Raw genomic sequence first — 582 nt, 5'->3', positions numbered from 1 at the left:
AATCTTTAGCCACAGAGCCGTATTTATCTCTGTTCGATATGGAAAACATAGAAAGTTAAAAACACAAAAAGGCCCTCTTCTCGGGCCTTTTTCATGGCGATCATTTGTTCGGCTTTCCTCCACCTTTTCCGCCGCCCTTACCACCACCAGAACCCGCAACCGTGATGTTATCGCTCCATCCACTCCAGAACAAAGAACCATCGCTTTGCTGAATGCTGCCAACACGATAATGCACTTCGCCATTGGCACTGGAATCTTCAAACGCCGTGGCCGTAGGGTCGAGAACATCCCAACTGCTTAGGCTTTGCCATCGATTACGTTTTGCATTCCAACTCTCGCGTTCGACTCTAAAGCCTGCAATGGCACCTTGATCCCCCGAATAGTTCCAAGTGAGAGAAACAATACTATTGTTGATCGAGATGGAAAGAGCTTCTGGTGCCTTAACGACTAGAGGAGGTGGTGGTGGCGGTTCCGAAGGTGTCGCAGTCAGAGCTCCCACCAAATTAAGTCGTCCGTATTGAGAGATGCTCTGTAAATCTTGCCCATCAGCACCTATTGGATCCGCTCCCTGTTCCAACATCA

At 48.8% G+C, this 582-nt stretch carries 1 pseudogene; it reads right to left on the bottom strand.

Features of this window, described 5'->3' with window-relative positions:
• Positions 1 to 100: 100 nt before the first annotated feature.
• Positions 101 to 582 (bottom strand): annotated as a pseudogene (locus tag R7Z50_RS29375) (serine protease); the annotation flags it as partial.

This window comes from Vibrio sp. 1249-1 (genome assembly GCF_033340495.1).
The sequence above is the reverse complement of the archived record's forward strand: the minus strand, read 5'-3'. Positions and strand labels throughout refer to the sequence as shown.